The following is a 21,828-nucleotide window of genomic DNA, read 5'->3' on the forward strand; positions in this document are numbered from 1 at the left end:
ACGGGGGCGGTGATGGCCGAGTCTTTTGTACAACGTATGGGGCGGCGTCCGGCTCTGCTGGCACTGCTGTTGCAACTGCTGGCGCTGTGTGCGGTGTTGTTGCTGCACCGGGGCCTGCTGCTGGCTGGTTGGGTGCTGCCTCTGATTGTGCTGGTCGGCATGCAGGGTGCTCTGGCGGCGCTGCTCAGCTGGCGCTGCGGGCAGGCGAGCTGGTGGTGGCTGATTCATCTGCTGTTCGTGCCCGGTTTGTGGCTGGCGGCGCACTGGCAGGTGGCGCCCGGCTGGCTGCTGGTGGCACTCTTGCTGGTGCTGCTGCTCAACTGGAACAGTCTGGGCGAGCGGGTGCCGTTGTACCTCACCGGGCGGCGCACCGAGCGCGAGTTGCAGGGGCTGCTGGCTGATCTGCCGCCGACCTTGCGTCTGGTCGACCTGGGATGTGGTCTGGCCGGCACGCTCTGCCGTCTTTCCAAACGCTATCCGCAGGGGCAGTTCGTCGGGGTCGAAACCGCGCCGCTGGTATTTGTGCTCGCCTGGCTGCGGTGTCTGGGGCGGCCCAATTGTCGGGTGTATTACCGCAGCCTGTGGGATGAGCCGCTCGGCGGCTACGATGTGGCGTATTGCTTCCTATCGCCGGCGCCGATGCCGCGTTTGTGGCAGAAGGTGCAGGCGGAAATGCGCCCCGGCAGTCGCCTGATCAGCAACACCTTCGCCATTCCCGAGGTGCCGGCGCTGCGGGTGATTGAGCTGCATGACTGGCGCCGTTCGCGTTTGCTGCTCTGGCAGCGCTGAGCGGCTGTTAAACTGAGCGCCTGATACAAGGGGCTATTGGTGTTTCGGCGCAAGCCGCGTTGCTGCGTAAATGGTGCCAGGCTAGGCGCGTGACGCCGGCAATGGTCATTCCCTTGCCAAGTCACGCAACGACGGCTGGCACCATTTACCGCGCAACCCGAAGGGACGGGCCGTTTTTGCGCACGGCGGTGTTGCTCGATGACTCATTTAGCCCGCTAAACTTCGCATCTCGCGCCTTGCCGTGCGCAAAAAACGGCTCCGTCGCGGCTGTGCCGAAACGCCAACAGACCCTTAGAGTGAGCCCCATGCAGAATGCCCAGAACCTGATCTGGATCGACCTGGAAATGACCGGTCTGGATCCGGACAACGACGTGATCATCGAGATCGCCACCATTGTCACCGACAGCGACCTGAACGTACTGGCCGAAGGGCCGGTGATGGCCGTGCATCATGGCGATGCCGTGCTGGCTGGCATGGATGAGTGGAACACCCGCACCCATGGTGAGAGTGGTCTGACCCAGCGTGTGCGTGAGAGCACCATCAGCACTGCTCAGGCCGAGGCGATGACCATCGCCTTTCTGGAGCAGTGGGTGCCGGCCGGCAAGTCGCCGATCTGCGGCAACAGCATCGGTCAGGATCGTCGCTTCCTCTACCGGCATATGCCGCAGCTGGAGGCCTTCTTCCACTACCGCTATCTGGATGTCTCGACCCTGAAGATTCTCGCCGAGCGCTGGGCGCCGCAGGTCAAGGAGAGCTTCCAGAAGAAGGGCACGCACCAGGCACTGGACGATATCCGCGAATCGATCGCCGAGCTTCGTCACTACAGGCAGCATCTGCTGAAAGTGTGATGTTTTGACTGAAAGCCCGCCTGTTGCGGGCTTTTGTCATTTTGGCTCAGCGGCCGTGCCGGCTCAGGGCCCAGTGCACATGCTCGCGGACCAGCTCGGACGGGTGCTCGCGGCGCAATTCCAGAGCTTCGATGACCGTAATGCTGCCAGGCGCGTTGCCCAGACCGACTGCCAGGTTGCGCAGCCAGCGTTCATAGCCGGCGCGACGCAGTGGTGAGCCTTCGGTGCGGCTGAGAAACTCCTCCTCGGTCCAGCGGAACAGGCTGGCCAGCTCGGCGCTCTCCAGTTGGTGGCGGGGCTGGAAGTCGCCTTGCTCGCTGGGGCGGGCAAAGCGGTTCCACGGGCAGACGATCTGGCAGTCGTCGCAGCCGAACACGCGGTTGCCAATCAGCGGGCGCAGGTCCTCGGGGATCGTGCCCTTGAGTTCGATGGTCAGGTAGGAAATGCAGCGCCGGGCGTCCAGTACGTAGGGCGCGACGAAGGCTTGGGTGGGGCAGATGTCCAGGCAGGCGCTGCAGCGTCCGCAGTGCTCGCTGGCATGTGGTGAGTCGACCGGCAGCGGCAGGTCGACGAACAGCTCGCCGAGAAAGAACCAGCTGCCGGCCTTGCGGTTGATCACCAGGGTGTTCTTGCCGATCCAGCCGAGACCTGCCTGCTCGGCCACTGCCTTTTCCAGCACCGGCGCGCTGTCGACGAAGGCGCGGTAGCCGAACGGGCCGATGGCCTGTTGCACTCGCTCGGCCAGCTGTTGCAGACGCTTGCGGATCAGCTTGTGGTAGTCACGGCCCAGCGCATAGCGCGAGACATAGGCCTTTTCCGGGCTGGCCAGTTGCTCGGCCATGCGCGTGTCCCCGGGCAGGTAGTCCATGCGCAGGGATATCACCCGCAGAGTGCCGGGCACCAGTTCGTCCGGGTGTGAGCGCTTGCTGCCGTGGCTGGCCATGTAGTCCATCTCGCCCTGGTAGCCGGCGTCGAGCCAGCGCTGCAGGTGCGCTTCGTGTTCGCCCAGATCGACGCTGGCGATGCCGACTTGCTGGAAGCCGAGCTCGCGCCCCCAGAGCTTGATGCTGGCGGCGAGCTGATCGAGATCGGGCGAGTGGCTGGACATGGCTGGCGGTGCTGCTGGCTGGACTGGGTATAATTCTGCCAGACCTTGATGCGAGGCACGCATGTCCGCTTGTGACGATCTTCCCCTGAATCTCTACAGCGCCGCCCAAGTGCGCGATCTGGATGCGCGCCTGATCGCCGCCGGAACGCCCGGTTTCGAGCTGATGCAGCGCGCCGCCCATGCGGCCTGGCGTGCCCTGCGCCAGCGCTGGGGCGATTCGGGTGTGCTCACCGTGCTGGCCGGCCGTGGCAACAACGCCGGTGATGGCTACTTGATCGCCGCTCTGGCGCAGCGTGCCGGCTGGCAGGTACGCGTGCTGGCTGTGGCGGAACCGGCGCTGCTCAGTGGTGATGCTGCTGCGGCCTTCGCCGAGGCGCAGGCAGGAGGTGTGCTGATCGAACCCTGGACGGAGCAGTCGGCACTGTCGGGCGTGCTGGTCGACGCCCTGCTTGGTACGGGGCTTAAGGGGGAGGTGCGGGCGCCCTTTCGTCAGGTCATCGAGCAGATCAACGCCAGCGGCCTGCCTGTGCTGGCGGTGGATATCCCCTCCGGACTCTGTGCCGATACCGGTCAGGTGCTGGGTGTGGCGGTGCGTGCTGAGCTGACGGTGACCTTTATCGGCCTCAAGCTGGGGCTGTTCACCGGCGCGGCGGCGGACTGGGTCGGTACGTTGCGCTTCGCCGATCTGCAGGCTGATGCGCAGATCGTCGAGCAGGTCCCGGTCAGTGCCGTGCGCCTGGCTGCTGACAGCGTGGCGCGCCTGGCGCCGCGTGCTCGGACGGTGCACAAGGGACGGCTGGGGCATGTGCTGCTGGTGGGAGGCGACCGTGGCTATGGCGGCGCCGTGCTGCTGGCCGCGCAGATGGCCTTGCGCGCCGGTGCCGGTCTGGTGTCGCTGGCCACCCGTGAGGAGCATGTGGTCGGGGCGTTGGCGCGTTTGCCGGAAGTCATGACGCGCGGCGTGCGTTCGGCCAATCAGTTGGGCGACCTGCTCGCGGCATCCTCGGTGCTGGTGCTGGGGCCCGGATTGGGCCAGCAGGCTTGGGGTCGCAGTCTTTATTCGGCGGCGTTGCAGCAGGCTGGTGCCTGGGTGCTGGATGCCGATGCGCTCAATCTGCTGGCACTGGAAGCGCAGGCATTGCCCGAGCAGTGCATCCTGACTCCGCATCCCGGTGAGGCCGCCCGCTTGCTGGGTTGCATGGTCAGTGAGGTGCAGAATGATCGGCCAGCCGCTGCGCGTGAGCTGGCTCGACATTACGGCGCTGTGGTGGTGCTCAAGGGCGCCGGCAGCCTGGTAGCCGCCGCGGATGGTCGCCTGGCGCTGTGTGAGCGGGGGCATCCGGCCATGGCAGGGGCAGGTTTTGGCGATGTGCTCAGCGGTTTGCTGGGTGCGCTGCTGGCTCAGGGGATGAGTGCTTACGAGGCAGCCTGCCTCGGTGTCTGGCTGCATGCCTGTGCCGGTGAGCAGCTGGGCCTGGGTGGCCGGGGCCTGTCGGCCAGCGATTTGTGTATGACCATTCGTCAGTTGCTTGAGGAGCATGCGCCGTGTCTGAACTGAAACTGCCGGCTCTGGATGAAGAGGGCATGCTGGCCGTGGCCGCGCGCCTCGGGGTAATCAGCGGCGGGCTGGGGGTGATTTACCTGCACGGTGATCTGGGGGCCGGCAAGACCACCTTTTCCCGCGGCCTGCTGCGCGGTCTGGGCCATGCCGGGGCAGTGAAGAGTCCAACCTTCACTCTGGTCGAGCCTTATGATCTGGGCTCAGGCATGGTCTATCACTTCGACCTTTATCGTCTGTCCGATCCCGAGGAGTTGGAGTTCATGGGGATTCGCGACTACTTCGATGAGCGCTGTCTGTGCCTGGTCGAGTGGCCGGAGCGTGGCGCGGGCGTTTTGCCAAAGGCCGACCTTGACATTACCATTGCCCCGCATAAGAACGGACGCCTGCTGACGCTGAGCGCGCATGGTGCGCGTGGTGAGGCCTGGTGTGCCGCCTTGAGCGGGGAATCATGATAAGAACGTCGGGGTGGGGTGTGCGCTTGCGAGGGATGAGGCTGTTCAGTGGTGTGTTGCTGGCGCTGCTGACGGTCGAGGCCTGGGCTGCTGCCGAAGTACGCAGTGTGCGGTTGTGGCGCGCCCCGGATAACACTCGCCTGGTGTTCGACCTGTCGGGCCCGGTTCAGCACAGCCTTTTTACCCTGTCGGCGCCCAATCGCATCGTGATCGATGTGTCCGGTGCCGATCTGAAAACGGCGTTGGAACAACTGTCCCTGAGCAATACACCCATCACCTCGGTGCGTTCGGCACAGCGGGCGCCCGGCGAGTTGCGCATGGTTTTCGACCTGTCTGCGCCCGTTACCCCGAAGAGTTTCACTCTGGCGCCGAATCAGCAGTACGGCCACCGTCTGGTGGTCGATCTCTTTGATCAGGAAGCGGGTGATAGTCAGGCGCGCTCTCCTGGCGGATCTCCCGTTAGCGTGCCGCCGGCCAATACGCCGGGTGCTGCGCCTGCCGTTTCACCGCCGCCGCAGCCGGTTGCCAGTATCACCCCTCCACCGGCCAATCTGCCGCCCGTACCAGCCGGCAAGCGCCTGATCGTGGTGGCCATCGATGCCGGTCATGGTGGCGAGGATCCGGGAGCCCTGGGGCCGAAGGGGCAGCACGAGAAAAATGTGACTCTGGCCATCGCCAAGGAACTGCAGCGGCAGATCAGCCGCGAGAAAGGCTTCCGTGGCGAGCTGGTGCGTACCGGCGACTATTTCATTCCACTGCGCAAACGTACCGAGATTGCGCGCAAGAAGGGCGCCGATCTGTTCGTGTCGATTCATGCCGACGCCGCGCCGAGCCGCAGTGCTTTCGGTGCCTCGGTGTTTGCCTTGTCCGACCGTGGCGCCACTTCGGAAACCGCGCGCTGGCTGGCCAACAGTGAGAATCAGTCGGACCTCATTGGTGGCGCCGGCAACGTCAGTCTGGATGACAAGGACCGCATGCTCGCCGGCGTGCTGCTGGACCTGTCGATGACCGCTTCGCTGTCTTCCAGTCTGAATGTCGGGCAGAAGGTGCTTTCCAACATGGGGCGGGTCACGCCGCTGCACAAGCGCCGTGTCGAGCAGGCCGGCTTCATGGTGCTGAAGTCACCGGATATTCCGTCGATTCTGGTGGAAACCGGGTTCATCTCCAACGTCAACGAGTCGCAGAAGCTGCACAGCACGGCGCATCAGCAGGCGCTGGCCCGTTCCATCACGACCGGGGTCAAGCAGTTTTTCCAGCAGAATCCGCCTCCGGGTACCTATATCGCCATGCTGCGTGATCAGGGCAAGGTACCGATGGGGCCGCGCGAGCACGTGGTGACCTCCGGGGAAAGCCTGGCGCTGATTGCCCAGCGCTATCAGGTCAGTCTGTCCTCCCTGCGCTCGGTCAACAGCCTGCGCAGCGACAACATCCGCGCCGGTCAGGTGCTGCAGATTCCGACCACTGCTCTGGCCGTACAGCCATGACCGAACTGCGTCGTATCCAGCTGCTCAGCCCGCGGCTGGCCAACCAGATTGCCGCCGGCGAAGTGGTCGAGCGACCCGCCTCGGTGGCCAAGGAACTGCTGGAGAACTGTCTGGATGCCGGCGCTAGCCGCATCGACGTGGATGTCGAGCAGGGTGGCATCAAGTTGCTGCGGGTGCGCGACGATGGCGGTGGTATTCCCGCCGATGACCTGCCGTTGGCGCTCGCTCGTCACGCCACCAGCAAGATTCGTGATCTGCAGGATCTGGAAGCCGTTAACAGTCTGGGGTTTCGTGGTGAGGCGCTGGCCTCCATCAGTTCGGTGTCGCGCCTGACGCTGACTTCGCGCACGCCGCAGGCCAGCGAAGCCTGGCAGGTGGAAACCGAAGGCCGTGACATGGAGGCCCGCGTGCAGCCAGCGGCGCATCCGGTCGGTACCACGGTGGAAGTGCGTGACCTGTTCTTCAATACGCCGGCGCGGCGCAAGTTCCTGCGCGCCGAGAAGACCGAGTTCGATCACCTGCAGGATGTGATCAAGAAGCTGGCGCTGGCGCGTTTCGATGTGGCGTTTCATCTGCGTCACAACGGCAAAACGGTGCTGGCGCTGCATGAGGCGCATGACGCCCAGGCGCGGGCGCGCCGGGTGGGGGCGGTTTGCGGCACGGCGTTCCTTGAACAGGCGCTGCCCATCGAGATCGAGCGCAACGGCCTGTACCTGTGGGGCTGGGTCGGTTTGCCCACCTTCTCCCGCAGTCAGGCAGACCTGCAGTATTTCTACGTCAATGGCCGCATGGTCCGCGACAAGCTGGTTGCCCATGCGGTTCGCCAGGCGTACCGCGATGTGCTGTACAACGGTCGCCATCCGACCTTCGTGCTGTTCCTTGAGATCGATCCGGCGGTGGTGGATGTGAATGTGCATCCGACCAAGCATGAGGTGCGCTTCCGCGACAGCCGCATGGTGCATGATTTCCTCTACGGTACCTTGCATCGCGCCTTGGGCGAGGTGCGCCCGGAGGATCAGTTGGCGGCTCCGGCGGCAGTGACGCAGGTGGTTCGCGCCACTGGTCTTGAGGCCGGCGAATTCGGCCCGCAGGGGGAGATGAGTCTGGCGGCCAATCTGCTTGAGTCACCGGCCGCTGAGCCGAGTTGGCGCCCTGTAGGTGGTTATCAGGTGCCGCAGGCGCAGCCTGTATTGCCTGTTGCCGAGGCTAAGGGTGCCTATCGCGAGTACTTTGCGCCGCTCGGCTCGCCCGCTGCGGCGCCGGCCTTGCCCGCCGAGCAGGGCGATATTCCGCCGCTCGGCTATGCCCTAGCGCAGCTCAAAGGCATCTACATACTGGCCGAGAATGCTGCGGGTCTGGTACTGGTGGATATGCATGCGGCCCATGAACGCATCACTTACGAGCGCCTGAAAACCGCCATGGCTTGCGAAGGGCTCAAGGGCCAGCCGCTGCTGGTACCCGAGTCGCTCGCGCTCAGCGAGCGCGAAGCGGATTGCGCCGAGGAGCATGCAGCCTGGTTTACCCGGCTGGGCTTTGAGCTGCAGCGTCTGGGGCAGGAAACCCTGGCCATCCGGCAGATTCCGGCCTTGCTCAAGCAGGCTGAAGCCAATCAGTTGGTGCGCGATGTGCTTGCGGATCTGCTGGAGTACGGCACCAGTGATCGTATTCAGGCTCATCTGAATGAACTGCTGGCGACCATGGCCTGTCATGGCGCCGTACGCGCCAATCGTCGCCTGACCTTGCCTGAAATGAACGGCCTGCTGCGCGATATGGAGCAGACCGAGCGCAGCGGTCAGTGCAACCATGGCCGTCCGACCTGGACCCAGCTGGGCATGGATGATCTGGACAAGCTGTTCCTGCGCGGTCGTTGAGGCGTACGCGCCGGGAGTTCTGCATGCCTGCCTTGCCACCCGCCATCTTTCTCATGGGGCCGACTGCGGCCGGGAAAACCGATCTGGCCCTGGAGCTGGCGCGCAGCCTGCCCTGTGAGCTGATCAGTGTCGACTCGGCGCTGATCTACCGGGGCATGGACATCGGCACGGCCAAGCCGGAAAAGAGCGTCCTGGCTGAGTTCCCACATCGTCTGATCGATATCCGCGACCCGCTGGAGGCGTATTCCGCGGCTGAGTTTCGCGCCGATGCCCTCGCGGCGATGGCGGAGATCACCTCGCGCGGCAAGATTCCGCTGTTGGTGGGCGGCACCATGCTCTACTACAAGGCGCTGCTGGAAGGCCTTGCGGATATGCCCTCTGCCGACGAGAGCGTGCGGCGTGAGATTGAGGCTCAGGCGGCGGCCCAGGGGTGGGCGGCGGTGCATGCCGAGCTGGCACGGGTTGATCCGCAGTCAGCGGCGCGCATTCATCCCAATGATCCGCAGCGTCTGACCCGCGCACTGGAGGTCTGGCGGGTGAGCGGGTTGAGCATGAGCGAGCACCGCTTGCGTCAGCAGCAAAATGCCGGCCTAGACACGCCCGGGGGCGGGCAATTCCCTTATACTGTTGCTCAGCTGGCCATCGCGCCGCTCGAACGGCAGGTATTGCACGAGCGTATTGCACGGCGTTTTCAGCTGATGCTGGAACAAGGTTTCATCGAAGAAGTCGAAACATTGCGACGGCGAGGTGACTTGCACGCCGCGCTGCCGTCTATCAGGGCAGTTGGCTATCGCCAGGCGTGGGATTACCTGGACGGGCGGCTGACGCATGACGAGATGGTTGAGCGGGGCATTATCGCCACACGGCAGCTGGCCAAACGTCAGTTCACCTGGTTGCGCGGCTGGTCTGATGTGCACTGGCTGGACAGTCTGGCCGGCGACAATTTGTCTCGCGCCTTGAAATACCTGGAGTCGGTCGCCATATTGGCCTGAAGACCTCGCCAGTTACCGTCTATCCTTGGGGGTAAGGCGGTTTTTGCTGTTTTCTAAAATTAATAATGATGTTTTTCCTTTAAGGAGTGCGGCACATGTCAAAAGGGCATTCGCTACAAGACCCTTACCTGAACACCCTGCGTAAGGAGCGCGTTCCGGTTTCCATCTATCTGGTCAACGGCATCAAGCTGCAGGGCCAGATCGAGTCTTTCGACCAGTTTGTCATTCTGCTGAAGAACACTGTCAGCCAAATGGTCTACAAGCACGCTATTTCCACCGTTGTGCCGAGCCGCCCGGTTCGTCTGCCGACTGCCTCCGAGCAGGAGCAGGCTGCTGAGCCCGGCAATATCTGACGGGAGGCTGAGTTGTTCTTCGAACGCCCGGGTGGTGGTGAACGGGCCATTCTGGTCCATCTGGATGGCCAGAATCCCGAGGTGAGCGAAGATCCTCAGGAGTTTCAGGAGTTGGCGCGCTCGGCGGGGGCGGAAATCGCATCGTTCGTCAGCGTCGCGCGCCAGCAGCACACGGCCAGGTATCTGATTGGCAGCGGCAAGGTCGATGAACTGAGCCAACTGGTCAAGGAAGCCGGCGTCGAGCTGGTCATCTTCAATCACACCTTGAGCCCCAGCCAGGAACGTAACCTGGAGCGGGCGTTCGAGTGCCGTGTCCTCGACCGTACAGGTCTGATCCTCGATATCTTCGCCCAGCGCGCACGCACCCATGAGGGTAAGTTGCAGGTTGAACTGGCCCAGCTGGAGCACATGAGCACCCGTCTTGTGCGTGGCTGGACCCACCTGGAGCGGCAGAAGGGTGGTATCGGCTTGCGCGGTCCGGGTGAAACCCAGCTGGAAACCGACCGCCGCCTGTTGCGTGTGCGGGTGCGCCAGATCAAGCAGCGTCTGGAAAAGGTGCGTAGCCAGCGCGAGCAGGCTCGCCGTGGTCGTCGGCGGGCCGAGATTCCTGCGGTTTCCCTGGTGGGCTACACCAACGCCGGCAAGTCGACGCTCTTTAATGCTTTGACCACCTCCGAGGTCTATGCGGCTGATCAGTTGTTCGCCACGCTCGATCCAACCCTGCGGCGTCTGCAGCTGGATGATCTGGGGCCGATTGTGCTGGCCGATACCGTGGGCTTTATCCGTCATCTGCCGCACAAGCTGGTGGAGGCCTTCCGCGCTACTCTGGAAGAGTCGAGCAACTCTGATCTGCTGCTGCACGTGATCGATGCTCACGAGCCGGAGCGTGATCAGCAGATCGAGCAGGTGCATGCGGTGCTGACTGAAATCGGCGCCCACGAACTGCCGATGCTAGAGGTGTACAACAAGCTCGATCTGCTCGACGGGATTGAACCGCATATTCAGCGCGATGAGCAGGGCAAGCCACTGCGAGTCTGGCTCTCGGCACGCGAAGGGCGTGGGCTGGAACTGCTCAAGCAGGCTGTGGCCGAGTTGCTCGGCGAGGATCTCTTTGTCGGCACCCTGCGTTTGCCGCAGAGCATGGGGCGCTTGCGGGCGCAGTGCTTTGCTCTGGGGGCCGTGCAGAGCGAGGAACATGATGAGCAGGGCAATATCCTGCTGGCGTTGCGTTTGCCGCGTAGCGAGATCAATCGTCTGGTCAGTCGCGAGGGCTGGCAGCCGGATGAGTTTCTCGCGCAACACACTTTGCAATGAAAGCGGTCCGTTAGGTTTTGGCTTAACAGCGGGCATTCGATAGCATGTCCGGCATTGCGACAGATGTCGGTTGAACAGGATGGAGAGCGCTATGGCTTGGAATGAGCCGGGTGGCAACTCAAACAATCAGGACCCATGGGGCGGCCGCAAGGGCGGTGGGCGTCAGGGGCCTCCGGATCTCGATGAGGCGTTCCGCAAATTGCAGGAAAGCCTCGGCGGTATTTTTGGCGGTGGCAAGCGAGGCGCCAGCGACAGCTCGGGCGGCGGTCTGGGTATGCTCGGCATTGGCCTCTTGCTGCTGTTGGCGCTGTGGCTGTGGAATGCCGTTTACATCGTTGACGAGCAGGAGCAGGCCGTGGTGCTGCGCTTTGGCAAGTACTACGAAACGGTCGCCCGGGCCTGAACATCTACTTCCCGCCGATTGATCGCAAGTTCCAGGAAAACGTTACCCGCGAGCGTTCCTACTCGATGACCGGGCAGATGTTGACCGAGGACGAGAACATCGTCGAAGTGCCGTTCACCATTCAGTACAAGGTCAGCAAGCTGCAGGACTTCGTGCTCAATGTCGATCAGCCCGAGGTGAGCCTCAAGCATGCCACTGAGAGTGCACTGCGTCATGTGGCCGGCTCGACCACCATGGATCAGGTGATCACCGAGGGTCGTGAGCGCATGTCCACCGAGGTGCGTGAGCGTCTGCAGAGCTTCCTCAATACCTACGGTACCGGTATCTCCGTGACCCAGGTGAACATTCAGCGAGCCACGGCTCCGGCCGAGGTCAAGGATGCCTTCGATGACGTGATTCGTGCCCGTGAGGATGAACAGCGCGAGCGCAACCAGGCGGAAACCTATGCCAACGGCATCGTGCCGGAAGCGCGCGGCCAGGCCCAGCGCATCCTTGAGGAAGCCAGTGGCTACCGTGATGAGGTGGTGGCTCGCGCCGAGGGTGAGGCCGATCGCTTCAGCAAGCTGGTCGCCGAGTACCGCAAGGCGCCGGAAGTCACCCGCGAGCGTCTGTATCTGGACACTCTCCAGGAGGTGTACAGCAATACCAGCAAGGTGCTGGTGACCGGTGACAAGGGACAGAACAACCTGCTGTACCTGCCGCTCGACAAGATGGTCAATGCGTCCTCTGGTGCTGCATCCGCGACAGCGGGCAGCATGGCGGCGCCCGATATCGGCGCGCGCATCAGTCAGGAAGTACAGCAGCGTGAGCTGCGCGTGAGGGAGGCCCGCTGATGAGCAATAAGGCATTCGTGGCCCTGATCGCTGGCGTGCTGCTGGCGATTGTCGGGTGGAACAGTTTTTATATCGTGGCGCAGACCGAAAGGGCTGTGCTGCTGAAGTTCGGTCGCATCGTCAAGGCTGATGTGCCTCCAGGCCTGCATGTGAAAATGCCGCTGGTCAACTCGGTGCGTAAGTTTGACGGGCGTCTGCTGACGCTGGATTCGCCGACTCAGCGCCTGCTGACGCTGGAGAAGAAGGCGGTCATGGTTGACGCTTACGCCAAGTGGCGGGTGGCTGACAGCGGGCTGTTCTACACCGCTACTTCGGGCATGAAGCAGATCGCCGATGATCGCCTGTCGCAGCGTCTGGTGGCAGCGTTGTCCAACCAGTTTGGTAAGCGTTCCCTGCATGATGTGGTGGCCGGTGAGCGTGATGCGCTGATGGGCGATATCACCGAGTCGCTGAACAAGATGGCGAAGAAGGAACTGGGCATCGAAGTGATCGATGTGCGGGTCAAGGCCATCGACCTGCCCAAGGAAGTATATGCCAGTGTGTTCGAGCGTATGCGCTCGGAGCGTGAGCGCGAGGCCCGCGAGCACCGCGCCAAAGGTCGTGAGCAGGCGGAAGGCGTGCGGGCAGATGCCGACCGGCAGAAGCGTGTGATTCTGGCGGAGGCTTATCGTCAGGCTGAAGAGGTACGAGGTGATGGCGATGCCAAGGCCGCTGCCATCTACGCCAAGGCTTTTGGTCAGGATGCCGAGTTCTACAGCTTCTACCGCAGCCTCAAGGCTTACCGCGAGAGCTTCTCCAGCAAGAGCGACGTGCTGGTGCTGGATCCGGGCAATGACTTCTTCCGCTATCTGGAGAAATCCAAGCCTTAACTGCTGACCCCGGCAGAGCAAACGCGCTGCCGGGGTAGTCTGCGGGTAATTTGTGGTACCATAAGCCAGCCGGGAAAACCCCGGCTTTTTTGCGTCTGCGGGAATCATGTGGCAGCAACTGGGTATCGCGCTTTGTCTCGTGCTGGTGCTGGAAGGCATCCTGCCCTTTCTTTGCCCGCAGCAATGGCGCAGCGCAATCATGAGTCTGGCTCAGCTGAGTGAATCTCGGCTGAGGCTTATCGGGCTGGCCAGCATGCTGCTGGGAACCGGTCTTCTTTACCTGCTGCACTGAAGACCTGCCGCCTGGGCAAGAGGGGAATGTGGAAATGGCAACGGTAGATCGCTGGCTTCTGCCAGATGGCATCGAGGAAGTTCTGCCGCCGGAAGCGGCATGCATCGAAGCAGCCCGCCGTCAGGTGCTGGATCTGTTCCAGCGTTGGGGCTATGAGCTGGTAATCACCCCGCACATCGAATTTCTGGAGTCGCTGCTGTCCGGTGCCGGTCAGGACCTGGATCTGCGCACCTTCAAGGTAACCGATCCGTACAGTGGTCGTTTGATGGGGTTGCGTGCCGACATCACCCCGCAGGTGGCGCGTCTCGATGCTCACAGCCTGCGCCGCGAGGGGCCGAGCCGTCTGTGCTATGCCGGAAGCGTGCTGCACGCGAAGCCGCGTGCGCTGTCCACTTCGCGCAGCCCGATTCAGGTCGGTGCGGAACTCTACGGCGATGCCAGTCCGGCGAGTGATGTAGAAGTCATCAGTCTGATGCTCGATACCCTGGAGCTGAGTGGTGTTGCCGATGTTCACATGGATCTTGGGCATGTCGGCATCTACCGCGGTCTGGCGCGTGCGGCCGGCTTGAGTGGCGATGCCGAGCAGCAGTTGTTCGATGCCCTGCAGCGCAAGGCGGTCGATGAGGTTGAGGCCCTTACCGCCGGTATCGACGGTCCGCTGGCCAATATGCTGAGTGCGCTGGTCGAACTGTGTGGCGGTCGTGAGGTGCTCGATCTGGCCCAGGCCTGCCTGGTGGAGGCGCCGGCAGAGGTGCATCGCGCGCTGGATGAGTTGCTGGCGATCGCCGATGAGCTTGAGCTGCGTTATCCGGAGCTGCCGCTGTATTTCGATCTCGGCGAGCTGCGTGGTTACCACTATCACACGGGCGTGGTGTTTGCCGCCTTCGTGCCGGGCATGGGGCAGGCAATTGCTCAGGGTGGCCGCTACGATGATATCGGTGCGGATTTCGGTCGGGCGCGTCCGGCAACCGGCTTTTCCACAGACCTGAAGACTCTGGTGACTCTGGGCAACATGGCACCACCGGCGGCTGAGCCAGCCGTGTGGGCGCCCGATCACCATGACCTGTACCTCTGGCAGGCAGTTCAGCGTCTGCGTCGCGATGGGGTGCGGGTGGTTCAGGCTTTGCCTGGGCAGGATGTGGCTGCAGCGCGAGAGTCGGGTTGCGACCGCCAGCTGCAATGGCAGAACGGTAATTGGCAGGTGGCGCCTCTGGCGTCCTGATGAGATTTTGCTGGCTGCGGCCGGTGCAGGCTTTTCCGAAGAGGATACGTTTATGGGTAAGAATGTCGTCGTCCTGGGCACCCAGTGGGGTGATGAGGGCAAAGGCAAGATTGTTGACCTGCTCACTGATCAGGCTGCAGCGGTCGTGCGCTATCAGGGTGGCCACAATGCGGGTCACACGCTGGTCATCGATGGTGAGAAAACCGTTCTGCACCTGATTCCCTCGGGCATCCTGCGTGAAAACGTCGAGTGCCTGATCGGTAACGGCGTGGTTGTGGCGCCGGACGCACTGCTGCGTGAAATCACCAAGCTGGAAGAAAAAGGCGTGCCGGTGCGTGAGCGTCTGCGCATCAGCCCGGCCTGTACTCTGATTCTGCCGTACCACGTGGCCCTGGATCAGGCGCGCGAGAAGGCGCGTGGTGATGCCAAGATCGGTACTACCGGTCGCGGTATCGGCCCAGCTTATGAAGATAAGGTGGCGCGCCGTGGTCTGCGTATCGGTGACCTGTTTCACCGCGAACGCTTTGCCGCCAAGCTGGGCGAGGTGCTGGACTACCACAACTTCGTGTTGCAGAACTATTTCAAGGAGCCGGCCGTCGACTTCCAGAAGACCCTCGACGAGGCGCTGGAATACGCGGAAATCCTGCGTCCGATGGTGACCGACGTGGCTGCACGTCTGCACCAGCTGCGCAAGGAAGATGCCTACATCATGTTTGAAGGTGCCCAGGGCTCGTTGCTGGATATTGATCATGGCACCTACCCCTACGTGACCAGCTCCAACACCACTGCTGGTGGTACGGCTACCGGCTCCGGCTTTGGTCCTCTGTATCTGGATTACATTCTGGGCATCACCAAGGCCTACACCACGCGCGTTGGTTCCGGTCCGTTCCCGACCGAGCTGTTCGACGACGTAGGCGCCTACCTGGCCAAGCGTGGTCATGAGTTCGGCTCCACCACCGGGCGTGCCCGCCGCTGTGGCTGGTTCGATGCCGTGATCCTGCGTCGTGCCATCGAGATCAACAGTATTTCCGGTCTGTGCCTGACCAAGCTGGATGTGCTCGACGGTCTGGAAACCATCTGCATCTGTGTTGGCTATCGCGATCAGAGCGGTCAGGTCATTGACGCGCCGACTGATGCCGACAGCTACATCGGCCTGCAGCCGGTGTATGAGGAAATGCCGGGCTGGAGCGAGTCGACCCTGGGTGCACGCAGCCTGGAAGAACTGCCGGCCAATGCCCGTGCCTACATCAAGCGCGTGGAAGAGTTGGTTGGTGCGCCGATCGACATCATTTCCACTGGTCCGGATCGCAACGAGACTATCGTTCTGCGTCATCCCTACGCCTGACACTGTCAGGGGTAAGTAAAAGGGCCGCTATGCGGCCCTTTTGCATTTCTGTGCATCCGTCACGCTACCGGCTGGCTGGGCTATAACTTCCTGTGGGGCGCAATCAGTGCCAGTGGAGGTTTGCCGTGTCCGCCATTCTTGCGTTGCTGCAAAGTCGATTGCTGCGCCCGGCCTTTATTGCGCTTGGCGTGGCGTTCGTCATTCAGGTGCTGGTGGCGCTGATGCTGACGCGCTCGACCGTCAGCGGTCTGGTTGATGAGCTGGCCTCAGGTCTGGCGGCAGATACCCAGCGTGTGGCCGGCGGGCTCGAATCTGCGACGGCTGAAGTGCGTAAAAGCCTCGATGGCATGGCAGCCAGTACCCGTGACCGGCTGACGACAGGGCTGACGGCGCGCCTCGAGGAAGAGCAGCAGGAGCTGCGTGTCGAGCTCGAGCGCAGTCTCAAGCAGTCTGCCGATGACATGGCGCAGCTGCTGGCCTCCGTGGCGCCCAAGGCGATCTGGGATAACGATGTGCCCGCGTTGACTGAGCTGGCGCGGATGGCGCAGCGCAATGGCAATGTGCTGTTCGTGGTGTATTTCGATGCTCAGGGGCAGCGTTTGACGCGCCACCTTAATCGACAGGATTCACGCGTGCAGCAGTTGCTGGACAAGGGGGAAGGCAAGGGGGCCATGGATAAGGTGCTCAATGCTGCAGCAGAGGATCCCTATGTCTATGTCACCGAAGCGCAGATCAGTCCCATGGGCAGTGTGATCGGCAAGGTGCTGCTCGGTGTTTCCACGGCTCAGGTTGACGATACCTTGTCGGCGCTTGACCGGCGTTTTACCGGGTTGATCGAGAGCAGTGGTCAGCTGGTGCAGGACGGACTGAACGGGGCTGCCAAGGATAGCAGTGCGATTCTTGCCGCGCGCCTCAGGGTGGCTCATGAGGCTGCGCTGGGAATGGCCGGCAGCAGCCGGCAGTTGGTCGAGTCGGCGGCAGAGCGCTTGCTGTGGCGGGTCAGTGTCGGGTTGGTGATTGTGGCGGTGCTGGTGTTGCTGATTCTGGCGGCCATTCTGGGTTGGCGGGTCGTCAATCGTCTGCGTCTGCTGATTGGCGCGCTTGGCGATCTGGCAGCTGGCGAGGGTGATCTGACCCGGCGGGTTGAGATGCGCAGCAGTGATGAGCTGGGTGAGATGGCGGGTGTGGTCAATGGCTTCGTTGCCCGTCTGCAACCGATCATGCGTGAAGCCAGTCAGGTGGCGCAGCGGACTGATTCGGAGATTGCGGGGCTCGGGCGGCGCGGCGCGGCAGCGGAGGCTGCCACAACACGGCAGCGCGACGAGGTTGCCGGCAGCCTGCAGGCGCTGGCGCAGATGAGCAGTGATGCGCAGGCGGAAAGCCTGGCCATGCAGGATGCGCTGCAGCGTGTGGCGGCCATTCGTCAGGCGGCGGAGGAGAATGCGGCGATTGCGGTACGGGTCAATGGTCTGATCGAAGGCTTGGTGTTGCGGGTGGAAAATGGCGCCGCGGTGATTGAGCGTCTGGCCCAGCAGAGTCAGCAGATCGAAGTGGTGCTCAGCGTGATTCACGGCATTGCCGAGCAAACCAATCTGCTGGCATTGAATGCGGCCATCGAGGCCGCGCGGGCTGGCGAGAGTGGGCGGGGCTTTGCGGTGGTGGCCGATGAGGTTCGTGCGCTGGCAAGCAAGACTCAGCAGTCGACTGGCGACATCCAGAGCCATATCAATGCGCTGCAGCAGGGGGCAACTGAGGCGGTTGCTGCTGTTTCGCAGGCTGCGCTGCAGGCCCGAGAAGGGCAGGCTGCCTTGCAGCAGAGTGCTGGTCTGCAGCAGTCAATCCAGCGTTCGGTCAGTGATGTGCACGGAGCGATCGACTCGGCGTCACTGGCTGCCAGGCATCAGGCCGAAGGGGTGGATGCCGTGCGCGGGCGGGTCGAGATCATTCATGGCGAGGCGCAGCGCGTTGCCGACGTGGTCGGTGAGATGGTGGCCAGTGGTCGGGTGCTGGAGGGGTTGGCTGAACAGTTGCGCGGCAGTCTCGGCCAGTTCAGGGCCTGAAACGAAAAAACCGAGCCAGAGGCTCGGTTTTTTCTTGAAGAGTGGTGCCCAGGAGAAGACTCGAACTTCCACGGTGTTGCCACCGCTAGGACCTGAACCTAGTGCGTCTACCAATTCCGCCACCTGGGCACATTGCAATGATCGCTCATCGACTACGCGGTTTACCTGGCAAGCCAAGGGGTACTGCGCCGACCTTTACAGAATCAAGTCAGTGACTCGACTCTTTGAATAAGTGGTGCCCAGGAGAAGACTCGAACTTCCACGGTGTTGCCACCGCTAGGACCTGAACCTAGTGCGTCTACCAATTCCGCCACCTGGGCACTGGATTCGATGATTCCTCATCGTTTCCGTGTTACAACGTCTCTGCAACGCTGTGGGCGCGAACTATACGGAGCGGGTTTTGTCTTGTAAACCCCTGATGGCGAAAAAATTATTCTCAGGATTAAAGCTGACCGACAGGCGGGTTTCGCGCTTCAATAGACAGTAGATAGAGATGCGATATCGCACACACAAAGGTGACACCTGACTAATGGCCGATTGGCAATCCCTCGATCCCGAGGCCGCCCGCGAGGCGGAAAAATACGAGAACCCCATCCCCAGCCGCGAACTGATTCTGGCGCGGCTCGATGAGCGTGGCGCCCCTGCCAGCCGTGAACAGCTGGTAGACGAGTTCGGGCTGACCACCGAAGAGCAGCTGGAGGCCCTGCGCCGCCGCCTGCGCGCCATGGAGCGCGATGGACAACTGATTTATACCCGGCGCGGCACCTACGCGCCGGTCGACAAGCTGGATCTGATCTGTGGGCGTGTCAGTGGCCATCGTGATGGCTTTGGCTTTCTGATCCCTGACGATGGCAGTGATGACCTGTTTCTCAGTCCGGCCCAGATGCGTCTGGTGTTTGATGGTGACCGCGCCTTGGCGCGAGTTTCCGGTCTGGACCGACGTGGTCGTCGCGAAGGCGCGATTGTTGAAGTGCTGACCCGCGCCCATGAAACCATCGTCGGGCGCTACTTCGAGGAGGCCGGTATCGGCTTTGTCGAGGCGGATAATCCGAAGATCCAGCAGGAAGTGCTGGTTTCTCCGGGGCGTACCGCCGGCGCGCGCATCGGCCAGTTCGTCGAGATCAAGATCACCCACTGGCCGACGTCACGTTTCCAGCCGCAGGGCGACATCATCGAAGTGATCGGCAACTACATGGCGCCGGGCATGGAAATCGATGTGGCGCTGCGCAGCTACGACATTCCGCATGTCTGGCCCGAAGCGGTGATCAAGGAAGCGCACAAGCTCAAGCCGGAAGTCGAGGAGAAGGACAAGGAGAAGCGCGTCGATCTGCGTCACCTGCCGTTCGTCACCATCGATGGTGAAGATGCCCGCGACTTCGATGATGCCGTGTTCTGTGAGAAGAATGGCAGCCGCTGGAAGCTCTTTTCCGGGGGCTGGAAGCTCTATGTGGCGATCGCCGATGTGTCGCACTACGTCAAGGTGGGCTCGGCGCTGGATGAAGAAGCGACCAGGCGCGGTAACTCGGTGTATTTCCCCGAGCGCGTGGTGCCCATGCTGCCGGAAGAGCTGTCCAATGGCCTCTGTTCGCTGAACCCGCATGTCGACCGTCTGGCCATGGTCTGCGAGATGAGCATCTCCAAGGCCGGCAAGATCGTCGACTACCAGTTCTATGAGGCGGTGATTCATTCCCATGCTCGTCTGACCTACAACAAGGTCAGCACCATGCTGGAGAAGCCGAAGAGCACTGAAGGCAAGGCCCTGTGTGGCGAGTACAAGGAGGTGCTGCCGCACCTCAAACAACTCTATGCCCTGTATCAGGTGTTGCTGGCGGCACGTCATGAGCGTGGCGCCATCGACTTCGAGACCCAGGAAACCCGCATCGTCTTCGGTGAAGGGCGCAAGATCGCTGAAATCCGTCCGACGCAGCGCAATGATGCGCACAAGCTGATTGAGGAATGCATGCTGGCGGCCAACGTCGCCACGGCGCTGTTCATGCAGAAGCATGCCATTCCGTCGCTGTATCGCGTGCACGATGGTCCGCCGTCCGAGCGCGTGGAGAAGCTCAAGGCTTTCCTGGCAGAACTGGGGCTGGCCCTGCACAAGGGCAAGGAAGGTCCGACGCCGAAGGATTACCAGAAGTTGCTGCAGGGCATTCAGGATCGTCCGGATTTCCATCTGATCCAGACCGTCATGCTGCGCTCGCTCAGTCAGGCGGTTTACAGCGCGGATAACAACGGTCACTTCGGCCTGAATTACGAGGCTTACACCCACTTCACTTCGCCGATCCGTCGTTATCCGGATCTGCTGGTGCATCGCGCGATCCGCAGCGTCATTCGCTCCAAGCAGGAGACGCCGCATGTGCAGCGCGCAGGTGCGGCGACGATGCCCAAGGCGCGCATCTATCCGTATGACGAAGCTGCGCTGGAGAAACTGGGTGAGCAGTGCTCGATGACCGAGCGGCGTGCTGATGAGGCCACCCGTGACGTGGTCAACTGGCTCAAGTGCGAGTTCATGCAGGACCGCGTCGGCGAAAGTTTCGAGGGCGTCATCACGGCAGTCACCGGCTTCGGCATTTTTGTCGAGCTGCGCGATATCTATGTCGAGGGTCTGGTGCATGTCACCGGATTGCCGGGCGATTACTACCATTTCGATCCTGTCCATCACCGTCTCTCTGGGGAGCGCACCGGCCGTACCTTCCGGCTGGGTGACAGTGTCGAAGTGACGGTCATGCGGGTCGATCTTGATGAACGCAAGATCGACTTCGAACTGTCCGGCAAGCAGCTGGCGGCGCCGATCGGGCGTAAAGGCGCTGGCAGCGACAGGCGAGAGGCGGCGCCCGCCAAAGGTAATGCCAAGGGCAGCAAAACGCGTAGTCGTGGCAGCAAGCCGGCGGCACAGGCCAAGCAGCAGGCTCAGGCCGAGCGCCATGCTGCGCCGCCGCCCGCCAGCTCGCCGCGCAAGCGGGGTGCCGGCAAGGTGCAGGCGCTGGATGTGGCGCCGGAATTGTTGGCGCAGGCTGAAGAGATGCTCGGCAATACCGATGTGAAGAAAAGCCGGACGGTCAAGCAGGCCCTGCTGGCCGACGCCAAGTCGGGTGGCAAGGCAAAGACTTCGGCTGCCGGCAAGGGTGCCGGCAAGAGTAAGTCGGGCAAACCGTCCCGGCATCGCAAGGGCGCTGCCAAGCCCAAGGCAGAGGGTGCGCCGAGTAAACCCAGAGCGAAATCATGAGTCAGTTGGAACGAATCTACGGTGTCCATGCCGTAGAGGCGCTGTTGCGTCACCACCCCAAGCGGGTCAAGCAGTTGTGGCTGGCAGCGGGGCGTCAGGACCCGCGCGTGCAGGTGCTGGTGGATCTGGCTGGTCAGCAGCGCATTGCTGTTGGCCAGAAGGACCGCCGTGAGCTGGATGAGTGGGCCGAGGGCGTGCACCAGGGCGTGGTGGCCGAGGTCAGTCCCAGCCAGGTCTGGGGCGAGAACATGCTCGATGAGCTGCTCGATCGCGCTACCACGCCGCCCTTGCTGCTGGTGCTGGACGGCGTGACCGATCCGCACAACCTCGGTGCCTGCATGCGCACGGCCGATGCGGCCGGTGCCCATGCGGTGATTGTGCCCAAGGACAAGTCGGCCACCCTCAATGCCACGGTGCGCAAGGTGGCCTGTGGCGCGGCGGAAGTGATTCCGCTGGTGGCAGTGACTAATCTGGCGCGGACTTTGGAAAAGCTGCAGCAGCGCGGCCTGTGGATTGTCGGCACGGCCGGTGAGGCCGAGCAGGAGTTGTATCAGCAGGATATGACCGGTCCGACCGTGCTGGTCATGGGCGCCGAGGGCAAGGGCATGCGCCGGCTGACCCGTGAACACTGCGATTACCTAGTCAGACTGCCCATGGCCGGCAGCGTCAGCAGCCTCAATGTCTCGGTAGCGACCGGGGTATGCCTGTTCGAGGCTGTACGTCAGCGTCAGGGCAAGGCCGCCGGTTGAGCGAATCAGCTGGCGATTGTTCAAATAATCGCCAGTTTTCCTTGCGCCTACAGG

17 protein-coding genes, 2 tRNA genes and 2 pseudogenes are annotated in these 21,828 nt (G+C 62.5%); 18 read left to right on the forward strand and 3 right to left on the reverse strand.

The window, feature by feature from the left end:
* The first annotated feature begins 12 nt into the window (after window positions 1-12).
* Window positions 13-789, forward strand: coding sequence for a class I SAM-dependent methyltransferase (locus tag CK486_RS00455; RefSeq protein ID WP_095938345.1), 777 nt, complete (start codon window positions 13-15; stop codon window positions 787-789).
* A 305-nt stretch (window positions 790-1,094) separates the two neighbouring features.
* Complete coding sequence (gene orn / locus CK486_RS00460; RefSeq protein ID WP_095938346.1) at window positions 1,095-1,637, forward strand: oligoribonuclease; 543 nt, start codon at window positions 1,095-1,097, stop codon at window positions 1,635-1,637.
* A gap of 46 nt (window positions 1,638-1,683) precedes the next feature.
* On the opposite strand, the gene queG is transcribed toward orn, so the two are convergent.
* Window positions 1,684-2,745: a tRNA epoxyqueuosine(34) reductase QueG gene (queG, locus tag CK486_RS00465; protein WP_095938347.1), complete on the reverse strand. Its 1,062-nt coding sequence runs from the start codon at window positions 2,743-2,745 to the stop codon at window positions 1,684-1,686.
* A 61-nt stretch (window positions 2,746-2,806) separates the two neighbouring features.
* Here queG and CK486_RS00470 point away from each other — a divergent pair, with 61 nt between their 5' ends.
* From CK486_RS00470 to CK486_RS18440, 14 genes and pseudogenes are all read left to right on the forward strand, one after another.
* Window positions 2,807-4,303: an NAD(P)H-hydrate dehydratase gene (locus CK486_RS00470; protein ID WP_095938348.1), complete on the forward strand. Its 1,497-nt coding sequence runs from the start codon at window positions 2,807-2,809 to the stop codon at window positions 4,301-4,303.
* Window positions 4,291-4,758 carry a tRNA (adenosine(37)-N6)-threonylcarbamoyltransferase complex ATPase subunit type 1 TsaE gene (tsaE, locus tag CK486_RS00475; RefSeq protein ID WP_095938349.1) on the forward strand — a complete coding sequence of 156 codons (468 nt, stop codon included), beginning with the start codon at window positions 4,291-4,293 and terminating at the stop codon, window positions 4,756-4,758. The genes CK486_RS00470 and tsaE overlap by 13 nt, the downstream gene beginning before the upstream one ends.
* A complete protein-coding gene (locus tag CK486_RS00480) occupies window positions 4,755-6,242 on the forward strand; it encodes an N-acetylmuramoyl-L-alanine amidase (protein WP_095938350.1) in 1,488 nt (495 codons plus the stop codon). Before tsaE ends, CK486_RS00480 begins: the two co-directional genes overlap by 4 nt.
* Window positions 6,239-8,113, forward strand: a complete 1,875-nt coding sequence (mutL, locus tag CK486_RS00485; protein ID WP_095938351.1) for a DNA mismatch repair endonuclease MutL — start codon at window positions 6,239-6,241, stop codon at window positions 8,111-8,113. The genes CK486_RS00480 and mutL overlap by 4 nt, the downstream gene beginning before the upstream one ends.
* A 23-nt stretch (window positions 8,114-8,136) precedes the next feature.
* Complete coding sequence (miaA, locus tag CK486_RS00490; RefSeq protein ID WP_095938352.1) at window positions 8,137-9,105, forward strand: tRNA (adenosine(37)-N6)-dimethylallyltransferase MiaA; 969 nt, start codon at window positions 8,137-8,139, stop codon at window positions 9,103-9,105.
* A gap of 95 nt (window positions 9,106-9,200) precedes the next feature.
* Window positions 9,201-9,458, forward strand: coding sequence for an RNA chaperone Hfq (gene hfq, locus CK486_RS00495; protein WP_095938353.1), 258 nt, complete (start codon window positions 9,201-9,203; stop codon window positions 9,456-9,458).
* 12 nt (window positions 9,459-9,470) lie between these two features.
* A complete protein-coding gene (gene hflX / locus CK486_RS00500) occupies window positions 9,471-10,772 on the forward strand; it encodes a ribosome rescue GTPase HflX (protein WP_095938354.1) in 1,302 nt (433 codons plus the stop codon).
* Between the two features lie 91 nt (window positions 10,773-10,863).
* A pseudogene (gene hflK, locus CK486_RS00505) lies at window positions 10,864-12,008 on the forward strand (FtsH protease activity modulator HflK).
* The gene (gene hflC / locus CK486_RS00510; protein ID WP_095938355.1) at window positions 12,008-12,877 is read left to right on the forward strand and encodes a protease modulator HflC; all 870 of its coding nucleotides are present in this window, start codon (window positions 12,008-12,010) and stop codon (window positions 12,875-12,877) included. The pseudogene hflK and the gene hflC overlap by 1 nt, the downstream one beginning before the upstream one ends.
* A 106-nt stretch (window positions 12,878-12,983) precedes the next feature.
* Complete coding sequence (locus CK486_RS00515; protein WP_095938356.1) at window positions 12,984-13,169, forward strand: DUF2065 family protein; 186 nt, start codon at window positions 12,984-12,986, stop codon at window positions 13,167-13,169.
* A gap of 34 nt (window positions 13,170-13,203) precedes the next feature.
* Window positions 13,204-14,391: an ATP phosphoribosyltransferase regulatory subunit gene (locus CK486_RS00520; RefSeq protein ID WP_095938357.1), complete on the forward strand. Its 1,188-nt coding sequence runs from the start codon at window positions 13,204-13,206 to the stop codon at window positions 14,389-14,391.
* Between the two features lie 52 nt (window positions 14,392-14,443).
* Complete coding sequence (locus tag CK486_RS00525; RefSeq protein ID WP_095938358.1) at window positions 14,444-15,736, forward strand: adenylosuccinate synthase; 1,293 nt, start codon at window positions 14,444-14,446, stop codon at window positions 15,734-15,736.
* Between the two features lie 941 nt (window positions 15,737-16,677).
* Window positions 16,678-16,938: pseudogene (locus CK486_RS18435) on the forward strand (HAMP domain-containing protein); the annotation flags it as partial.
* An 18-nt stretch (window positions 16,939-16,956) separates the two neighbouring features.
* The gene (locus CK486_RS18440) at window positions 16,957-17,796 is read left to right on the forward strand and encodes a methyl-accepting chemotaxis protein (RefSeq protein ID WP_371915470.1); all 840 of its coding nucleotides are present in this window, start codon (window positions 16,957-16,959) and stop codon (window positions 17,794-17,796) included.
* A 42-nt stretch (window positions 17,797-17,838) separates the two neighbouring features.
* Here the strand turns inward: CK486_RS18440 and CK486_RS00535 are convergent.
* A tRNA-Leu gene (locus CK486_RS00535) sits at window positions 17,839-17,925 on the reverse strand.
* Between the two features lie 104 nt (window positions 17,926-18,029).
* Window positions 18,030-18,116, reverse strand: a tRNA-Leu gene (locus CK486_RS00540).
* A 209-nt stretch (window positions 18,117-18,325) separates the two neighbouring features.
* On the opposite strand from CK486_RS00540, the gene rnr reads away from it, so the two are divergent.
* Both rnr and rlmB read left to right on the forward strand, forming a co-directional pair.
* Window positions 18,326-21,025, forward strand: a complete 2,700-nt coding sequence (gene rnr, locus CK486_RS00545) for a ribonuclease R (RefSeq protein ID WP_095938360.1) — start codon at window positions 18,326-18,328, stop codon at window positions 21,023-21,025.
* Window positions 21,022-21,774 (forward strand): 23S rRNA (guanosine(2251)-2'-O)-methyltransferase RlmB, encoded by a 753-nt coding sequence (rlmB, locus tag CK486_RS00550; protein WP_095938361.1) that lies wholly within the window; start codon window positions 21,022-21,024, stop codon window positions 21,772-21,774. The genes rnr and rlmB overlap by 4 nt, the downstream gene beginning before the upstream one ends.
* The last annotated feature ends 54 nt before the right edge of the window (window positions 21,775-21,828 follow it).

Source organism: Pseudomonas sp. HAR-UPW-AIA-41 (assembly GCF_002304225.1).
Classification (GTDB): Bacteria; Pseudomonadota; Gammaproteobacteria; order Pseudomonadales; family Pseudomonadaceae; genus Aquipseudomonas.

Bases quoted from the DNA above. Each gene is read 5' to 3' on its own strand.
- CK486_RS00455 (WP_095938345.1), top strand. From the start codon at position 13: ATGGCCGAGTCTTTTGTACAACGTATGGGGCGGCGTCCGGCTCTGCTG.
- orn (WP_095938346.1), top strand. From the start codon at position 1,095: ATGCAGAATGCCCAGAACCTGATCTGGATCGACCTGGAAATGACCGGT.
- queG (WP_095938347.1), bottom strand. From the start codon at position 2,745: ATGTCCAGCCACTCGCCCGATCTCGATCAGCTCGCCGCCAGCATCAAG.
- CK486_RS00470 (WP_095938348.1), top strand. From the start codon at position 2,807: ATGTCCGCTTGTGACGATCTTCCCCTGAATCTCTACAGCGCCGCCCAA.
- CK486_RS00480 (WP_095938350.1), top strand. From the start codon at position 4,755: ATGATAAGAACGTCGGGGTGGGGTGTGCGCTTGCGAGGGATGAGGCTG.
- mutL (WP_095938351.1), top strand. From the start codon at position 6,239: ATGACCGAACTGCGTCGTATCCAGCTGCTCAGCCCGCGGCTGGCCAAC.
- miaA (WP_095938352.1), top strand. From the start codon at position 8,137: ATGCCTGCCTTGCCACCCGCCATCTTTCTCATGGGGCCGACTGCGGCC.
- hfq (WP_095938353.1), top strand. From the start codon at position 9,201: ATGTCAAAAGGGCATTCGCTACAAGACCCTTACCTGAACACCCTGCGT.
- hflC (WP_095938355.1), top strand. From the start codon at position 12,008: ATGAGCAATAAGGCATTCGTGGCCCTGATCGCTGGCGTGCTGCTGGCG.
- CK486_RS00515 (WP_095938356.1), top strand. From the start codon at position 12,984: ATGTGGCAGCAACTGGGTATCGCGCTTTGTCTCGTGCTGGTGCTGGAA.
- CK486_RS00520 (WP_095938357.1), top strand. From the start codon at position 13,204: ATGGCAACGGTAGATCGCTGGCTTCTGCCAGATGGCATCGAGGAAGTT.
- CK486_RS00525 (WP_095938358.1), top strand. From the start codon at position 14,444: ATGGGTAAGAATGTCGTCGTCCTGGGCACCCAGTGGGGTGATGAGGGC.
- CK486_RS18440 (WP_371915470.1), top strand. From the start codon at position 16,957: ATGCGTGAAGCCAGTCAGGTGGCGCAGCGGACTGATTCGGAGATTGCG.
- rnr (WP_095938360.1), top strand. From the start codon at position 18,326: ATGGCCGATTGGCAATCCCTCGATCCCGAGGCCGCCCGCGAGGCGGAA.
- rlmB (WP_095938361.1), top strand. From the start codon at position 21,022: ATGAGTCAGTTGGAACGAATCTACGGTGTCCATGCCGTAGAGGCGCTG.